This is a genomic window from Sphingobium sp. (assembly GCF_035511395.1).
Lineage (GTDB): Bacteria > Pseudomonadota > Alphaproteobacteria > Sphingomonadales > Sphingomonadaceae > Sphingobium.
Genome location: NZ_DATKFP010000278.1, coordinates 1 through 7,149 on the forward strand (window position 1 = coordinate 1; position 7,149 = coordinate 7,149).

Consider the following 7,149-nt stretch of genomic DNA (forward strand, 5'->3'; position numbering starts at 1 on the left):
GCCGTCCACCGTGGCCCAGCGGCCGGCGACGGGCTGCGCAGCTTGCGCCGGCAGTGCGGCGAGGGCCGCGGTCAGGGTTGCAATGGCTATGGCTGCCGACTTCATGCGATCCACTCCTTCTTGTTATTGTCCGGGATAAGCAGGAAAAAAGCGGCCCGCTACCGCGATTTTGAGGCGGAGCGGGCGGTTAAGCGGGCGACGCTACGGCAACGCCCGCCGACTTTCGCAATTTTTTAGAAGGCGCCGCTGATCGAGCAGGCCGCTGGACCCAGAATGACGACGAACAGGGTCGGCAGGATGAAGAGAATCAGCGGTACGGTCATGATTGCGGGCAGGCGCGCCGCCTTTTCCTCGGCGCGCATCATGCGCTCGTGACGGAACTCGGCCGACAGGACACGCAGCGCCGAAGCCAGCGGCGTGCCATATTTCTCGGTCTGGATCATGGTCGTGACCACGCCCTTGACCGCATCCAGCTTCACGCGGGTAGCTAGATTCTCGAAGGCCATGCGGCGATCGGTCAGGAAGCTGAGTTCGATCGCTGTCAGCTGGAACTCGTCGCCCAGTTCGGGATAGGCCTTGCCCAGTTCGCGGGCGACACGATTGAAGGCCGCATCGACGGTCAGACCCGCCTCGGCGCAGATGACCAGCAGGTCGAGCGCGTCGGGCAGCCCCTTGCGGATCGCGGCCGACCGCTTCTGTACCTTATTGTCGATATAGATGTCGGGCGCCTTGTAGGCCAGCAGCAGCGCGATGGCGAAGGCGAAGAACCGCTTCATCGGACCCCATTCGGGCTCGATGCCGACGACGTAAAGCAGGATCGCGGCTGCGCCGCCGATGAAGATCGGCAGGATCATGCGGCCAAAGATCACCGCGACGGCCAGATCCTTGGACCGGATGCCGGCCTGCGCCAGGCGGATCTGCGCGTCCTTCAACTGGTCGTCCTGCAACACCTTCAGGCTCGACAGGAAGGACCGCATATGGTCCGTCGTCTGGTTCTTCTGCACCAGCTTGGCGCGGCGCTTGGCGGTCGAGGCGGTGATGCCGGCCTTGAGCTGTTCGCGCCGTTCGTTGAGCGCCTTGACGCGCTTGGCCATCGGGTCGCGCACCGTCATCACCGCATATAGGGCAAAGAGCACGGCCAAAGTCGCAAGGCCCGCCAGCAGCGTGCCGAAATCGGTGGCGGTCAGGCCGAACAGCGTGCCGGCGGGGGTGGGGGCGTCCATGATGCTATCGCTCCCTCTTCAAATCTCGAAATTGACCATCTGGGCCATGATGAAAGCGCCGATCGCCATCCAGCACATGCCGCCGATCCCGACCACCTGCATCGTCGACAGGCCGAAAATGCCCGCCGGATCGGGCGTGAAGAAGGGCGCCATATAGTTATAGTTGATGTAACAGATCATGCCGAACACCAGGAAGGGCAGGACGCCGATGATATAGGCGGACGCCTTGGATTCCGACGACATCGCGCGGATCTTGAGCTTCATCTGTGCGCGCTGGCGAAGCACCGTGGCAAGGTTCGACAGGGTTTCGGCCAGGTTGCCGCCGGTTTCCCGCTGGATCGCGAGCGTAATGACGAAGAACTGGAATTCGGGCGTGCCCAAACGGTCGGCGGTTTCCTGAAGCGCCTGATCCATGGTCCGGCCGATCTTGATGCGTTCGGTGATCAGCTTGAATTCCTCGCCCACCGGGCCAGGAATCTCGCTTGAAACGATACCCAGAGTCTCGGCGATCGGAAGGCCCGAACGCAGGCCGCGCGTCAGCAGTTCGAGCGCATCAGGAAATTTGGCGGTGAACTGGCTGATCCGCTTCTTGATCAACTGCCCGATCCACCAGTGTGGCAGGCCGAGGCCCGCTGCGAGACCGACCATGAATGCGAACAGGAACGGGAAGCCGCGCAGCGTCAGCAGCGCTGTGATCAACAGGAAAATGACGGCGCAGGCCGTCATATACTGGCTGAGCGTCCACTTCCTGCCCGTCATCTTGATGCGCTTGGCAAGATTGTCCGGATTGGGGATGAGCGACACCAGCATCTTCGCCTCGGTGCCGGTGGGTCGGTTGGAGATGGCCTTGCGCATACGCGCTTCCATCATCGCCTCGGCGGAATCGCTGTGGCGACCGCGGATGGTGGCGACGCGACGCTTGCGCGCCTTGTCCGGTGACGGGCCGGCGAAGGCGACGAGGGCGAGGCCCAGCATCGTCACCACCAGCACCGTGATCAACAGGATATTGCCGTCCATCTCTTCGCCCGTCCTTCATCTGGCAGCGCCGCCGCAGCGGCGCGCCCGTCAGTCTTCCACGGCCGCCTTGCGGCGCGAGGGGATCATGCTCTTGAAGTCGATCTTGCCGAGCAGGGAATCGCCCTTCTTCGCCGCCGGCTTGCCGTCGCCGGCGTCATTGGCATCCGCCGCGCCCAGCGTTTCGTCGAGCATCGCCGCGCAGGCCGCACCGACCTTGCTGCCCTTGGCGGCTTCGGCCAGCGTCTTGCCCAGCTTCGCCGCCTGTGATGCAACGCGCAGGTCGAAGGGGATCAGTACATCCACCTTGCGCTCGATCGACTGCTCGAAATCCTTGCGGCTGATTTCGGGCGATCCGGGATGGACGCGGTTGGCGACCACCACCACGCGCGAATGGGGCGCGTTGGTCTTGAGCCAGGACAGGATACGAATCGTGTCGCGCGCCGACGCCAGCGTCAGTTCCGTCACGACCAGAGTCACATTGACGTCGCCCATCAGATGCGGGTGCTGGATCAGCATGGTGCGCGGCAGGTCGATGACGCTGCATTCGAACGCCGCGCGAAATTCTTCCAGCAGTTGATAGAAGGCGCCGCCATCCGTCAGCATCGGCTGGCTGATCGGGGCTTCGGCCGAAAGGATCGCCAGCGTGTCGCTGGCCCGCACCATCGCACGCTCGATGAACAGCCCGTCGATGCGACTGGGATTTTCGATCGCGTCGGTCAGGCCGCGACCCGGCTCCAGGTCCATCGCAAGCGCATTGGTGCCGAAATGGACGTCGAGGTCGAGCAGGGCAGTCGGCCGCTTCTTCTTGTCCGACAGCATCCAGGCGAGCGAGGTCGCGACGCTGGAGGCGCCCACGCCGCCGCGTGTGCCGACCACCGCCATGGTGACGTGCGGCCGTTCCGGACCGGCGTCGCGCGGCGCCATGAAGACCGCCTGCGCCTGCGCCAGTGCATCGCGCAACTGGTCGGCGCCGAAGGGCTTGAGCAGATAATCCTGGATGCCGCTGGCGACGAGGTCGCGATAGAGACGGACGTCATTGACCTGGCCGGCGGCGATCACCACCGTGCCGGGTTCGCAGACCTCGGCCAGGCTGTTGATGTCGTTCAGCGGATCGCCGCTTTCGGACATGTCGATGAACAGGATCTGCGGCGATGCGGTGATCGACAGGCTCTGCACTGCATTGCGCATGCCGCCCTTGTTCACCTTTTCCGGTGCCCAGCCCATTTCGGCCGCGACGCTGCGCAGCAGGTCGAAGCTGTAATCGTCGCAGACGAAGGCGTGGAAGGGATCGCGCAGGCCGGCGCCGGGTTTCCAGGGTGCGTTCATCTTACTGGGCTCCCGCCGTGATCTGCTTGAGGTCGCCGGCGCCCGTCGGCGCCTTGTCGCGATAGGTGGAAATGGCGCGGTTCGACGTGGCGGTGCGCAGGTCGCTATCCGTGCTCTGGCCACGGACCAGATCTTCCGGGTTGGCGATCATCGCGGCCAGATTGCCGTTCACGCCGCAGCCATAGTTGGACGATGCGCCCATCGTCATCTCGGTTTCCTGCTTGGCGCTCCAGTCGGGGCAACCGGGCACGCTGGCGCTGGAGCGGCGCACGATCAGTCGGACGGCGCCCTGCGGCGCAGTGCCGGCGGCGGCGGAACTGTCCTCGCCCACCAGCAGGCCATGGCGCGCCACGACATTGGCAATCTCCTCGCGCAACGCCGGACCGGTATAGCCATCGGCGACGATCGCCACCTGGTCGCCATAGCCCAGCTTGATCGAGCTGAACCAGTCTTCGAGCCGACCAGCCTCGCCGGGCGTCAGCACATCGCCCGCTCCGGTCTGCACGTCGAACGTGTAGGCGGCATAGCTGACCACCGGCTGGTGGATCGATTCCACGCTTCGATTGGGGCTGTCGGACACGCAGCCGGCCAAAGGCATCGCCAGCAGGGCGACGGCAGCGAGGGTCTTGATGGACAGACGTGTCTGGATCTTGGAAATCATGTCAGTCGTCCTTCCGTCAGAAGCTGAAGCCGGGAGAGGCGTTGGCGTCCTTGCCGGTTGTTGCAGGCGCCGCCGGAGTAACGGCGGTGGACCCTGGGGCGCGGCTCGGCATCGCAGCGCGTGCGCCGCTTACTCCGTCATGATTCTGTTGCAGGAACAGGCCCTGGCCCTGATTGGCGTTGCGGAAGCCGTCGGTCGGCAGGCGCACGTCGGACGCATTCATCGGCTTCACCAGATAGGGCGTGACGACGATCACCAGTTCGGTTTCGTGGCGCTGGAAATTGCGCGACTTGAACAGGCTACCAAGTATCGGCAGGTTGCCGAGGCCCGGCACCTTGCTGATGCTGTTCGACGTGTCGCTGTTGAGCAGGCCCGCGATCATGAAGGCCTGGCCCGATCCCAGTTCCACGGTCGTTTCCGCCGTGCGGCTGCGAAGCGCGGGCACGGAGGCATCGACCGAGAAGTCGAGGCTGGAGACGGTCGGCCGGACGCGCAGCGAGATGCGGCCGTCCGCCAGCACCGTCGGCGTGAAGGCCAGTTGCACGCCATATTGCTTGAATTCGATACTGTTGCCCGACGAAGGCCCGTTATTGACCGTGTAGGGATATTCGCCGCCTGCCAGGAAACTGGCCGTCTCGCCCGACAACGAGGTCAGGTTCGGCTGGGCCAATGTGGTCGCAAGACCGCTGGATTCGGCAAGGTCGAGCGCGCCGGCAATGTCCAGGCCCAGGATGCGGGCCACGCCGCCCAGACTGTAGCCGCCGTCGATAGGCGTGGTGAACGTGCCGCCGCCATTCGCATTGAACTCAACGAAATCGCGTGTTCCACCACCGATAAAGCCGGCCGTGCTGCCGCCGCTCCGGTCAATACTGGAAAAGTTGGTGCCGATCTTGTGGCCGACATCCTTGCTGACTTCGGCGATCCTGACCTGCAACATCACCTGAAGCGGGGTCGCCATGCGCAGGCGGCTGACGACTGTCACGTCCTTGCCGACGAAGGCCTGGGTCAGTCGTTCGACCTCGGCCGCGTCCTCCGGCGCCTTGATCGTACCGGTCAGCAGGACCATGCCGTTCATGTTGTTCACGGCGATATTGGCTTCCGGCATGGCGAGCCGCAGCATGTCGTCGATGCTGGTGATGTTGTTGCCGACACGGACATTGCCGGAAAACAGCACCTTGCCATTGGGGGCGGTGACGAAGACAGTGGTTTCGCCGGCCTTCTTCGCGATCAGATAGAGCTGGTTCTGCGACCGGACATGAACGTCGACCACGTCGGGATTGGCGATCACCACGTCCGACATCTTCGCCGGCAGGTTGACCACCCGGCTACCGCCCACCGACATCAGGATCGCATTGTCCTGCGCGCCGGAGGGGGCGGCGTTGAGCGCTGTGGTCGGCGCTGCGATCGTCGCGACGGCCAGGCCCAGCGCGATGGCGGGAGCGGCGGCGCGCTTGGCGCGATGGTGCAAGCTCTTCATCTTACTTCCCCCCGACCGGAACTTCGGTCACGCTGGTGCCGCGAGCGATGCGGATGACAGGCCCCTGAAAGGCGACCGTTCCGACCGGCGCGCCATTGGCGCTGGCCATCGCCGAAACCGGTGCATCCGCCTTGGCCGGGACCGAACTGCGCTGGTAGCGCGACACGTCGGCGCCGGTGGAGTAGGTGGAACCGCGATCGACCGGGCGCGCGGCCAGCTTGGTCAGGATCGCCTTCTCGGCGTTCGGGCTGGCGCCGGCGGGCAGGTCGACATCGGTGCCGGCAATGGCTGCGTCGAGTTCGGACGCATTGTCGGCGATCGAGCGCAGCGACATGGACAGCGAACCGATCGTCTGGGCGACCGCGATCTTTTCGGCGATCTTGGGCGTCACTTCGATCGTTACGTTGGAATAGGTCTGGACCACCGGCTTGCCGTCCGGGCCCATGGCGTCCATGCGCTGGTCCGTGGCGAGTACGCGCAGGTTGCGCAGGATGGTTTCCGACACCTTCAGCGGATCGCCGTCGCCACCGCCGGTGACGCTCTGCGTCAGGACGAGGTCGATGCGATCGCCGGGGAAGACGAAGCCCGCGACCGAGCTTTGCGCCGATACCGGAACCGTCACGGCGCGCAGGCCGGGGCCAAGGGCGGCGGCCAGGAATCCGCGATCACCCGGCTTCACCAGCGCGCCCTGCGTCATCGGCTGGCCCGCAGAGATGGCGGTGCGCACGACGCTGCCGGCCAGCTTGGCGGGATCGGCCTGACCCTGGAGATAATAGGCCTGTTCGATCAGATCCTTGGGCCAAGGCTGGAAGCGGAAGCTTTCCGCGTCAAGGATGGTGCCCACGGGCAGCGCCTTGGTGGCGACCAGTACATGCGGCAGGTCGGCGTCGGCCGGCATGGCTGCGGCGTTGACCTGTGGCGCACTGGACGAACTCAACATGCTCCGCGCAAGCAGGGCGGTAGTAACGGCTATGATCAGCGCGCCTACCAGCAGCACGATCTTCTTGGCATCCATGACGAAATTCGCCTCCCTCAAGCGGGTGCACTGCCCCCAGTGCCCCAACCATCACGCAAATTGGTTAAGATATCGTTCGCCAAGCATCCACAGGGCTGCGATCGAGATGGCGACGCCATAGGGGATCTCCGGCTGGCCGGGCTTTTTGGCCCAGCGATGGTGTAGCACGGTGACGAGTGTTACCCCGCCGCCCAGCAGTGCCATCAGCACGATCAGGCTGATCGTCACCTGCCACGGAAACCAGAGCGCAAGCGCGCCCAGCAACTTGACGTCGCCCCCACCCATCATGCCGATCGCGAACAGAGCTGCGAATATGATGAAGACCAGCAGGCCGGCGAGCAGTTGCACCGCCATGCCGGGCCACGGCTCCAGTCCCCAGGCCAGCCACCACAACGGCGCCAGCAGCGCCACCGCCAGGTTCAATCGGTTC

The 7,149-nt window shown here is 64.8% G+C and carries 7 protein-coding genes; all 7 read right to left on the minus strand.

Annotated elements, in window-relative coordinates:
- Positions 1-233 precede the first annotated feature (233 nt).
- Positions 234-1,223 carry a type II secretion system F family protein gene (locus VMR39_RS19185; RefSeq protein ID WP_325418043.1) on the minus strand — a complete coding sequence of 330 codons (990 nt, stop codon included), beginning with the start codon at positions 1,221-1,223 and terminating at the stop codon, positions 234-236.
- Positions 1,224-1,241: 18 nt separating this feature from the next.
- Entirely contained in the window at positions 1,242-2,240 is a 999-nt protein-coding gene (locus VMR39_RS19190; RefSeq protein WP_325418045.1) for a type II secretion system F family protein, read from the minus strand.
- Between the two features lie 48 nt (positions 2,241-2,288).
- The gene (locus VMR39_RS19195) at positions 2,289-3,566 is read right to left on the minus strand and encodes a pilus assembly protein CpaE (RefSeq protein ID WP_325418047.1); all 1,278 of its coding nucleotides are present in this window, start codon (positions 3,564-3,566) and stop codon (positions 2,289-2,291) included.
- A 1-nt stretch (position 3,567) separates the two neighbouring features.
- The gene (locus VMR39_RS19200) at positions 3,568-4,227 is read right to left on the minus strand and encodes a CpaD family pilus assembly protein (protein ID WP_325418049.1); all 660 of its coding nucleotides are present in this window, start codon (positions 4,225-4,227) and stop codon (positions 3,568-3,570) included.
- A gap of 16 nt (positions 4,228-4,243) precedes the next feature.
- Positions 4,244-5,704, minus strand: a complete 1,461-nt coding sequence (locus tag VMR39_RS19205; protein WP_325418051.1) for a type II and III secretion system protein family protein — start codon at positions 5,702-5,704, stop codon at positions 4,244-4,246.
- 1 nt (position 5,705) lies between these two features.
- Positions 5,706-6,719 (minus strand): Flp pilus assembly protein CpaB, encoded by a 1,014-nt coding sequence (gene cpaB / locus VMR39_RS19210; RefSeq protein WP_325418053.1) that lies wholly within the window; start codon positions 6,717-6,719, stop codon positions 5,706-5,708.
- Between the two features lie 51 nt (positions 6,720-6,770).
- Positions 6,771-7,149, minus strand: a 379-nt coding sequence (locus VMR39_RS19215; protein ID WP_325418055.1) for an A24 family peptidase, incomplete at its 5' end; no start/stop codon positions are given.

Coding starts and splice junctions, on each gene's coding strand:
- VMR39_RS19185 (WP_325418043.1), bottom strand. CDS start 1,223: ATGGACGCCCCCACCCCCGCCGGCACGCTGTTCGGCCTGACCGCCACC.
- VMR39_RS19190 (WP_325418045.1), bottom strand. CDS start 2,240: ATGGACGGCAATATCCTGTTGATCACGGTGCTGGTGGTGACGATGCTG.
- VMR39_RS19195 (WP_325418047.1), bottom strand. CDS start 3,566: ATGAACGCACCCTGGAAACCCGGCGCCGGCCTGCGCGATCCCTTCCAC.
- VMR39_RS19200 (WP_325418049.1), bottom strand. CDS start 4,227: ATGATTTCCAAGATCCAGACACGTCTGTCCATCAAGACCCTCGCTGCC.
- VMR39_RS19205 (WP_325418051.1), bottom strand. CDS start 5,704: ATGAAGAGCTTGCACCATCGCGCCAAGCGCGCCGCCGCTCCCGCCATC.
- cpaB (WP_325418053.1), bottom strand. CDS start 6,719: ATGGATGCCAAGAAGATCGTGCTGCTGGTAGGCGCGCTGATCATAGCC.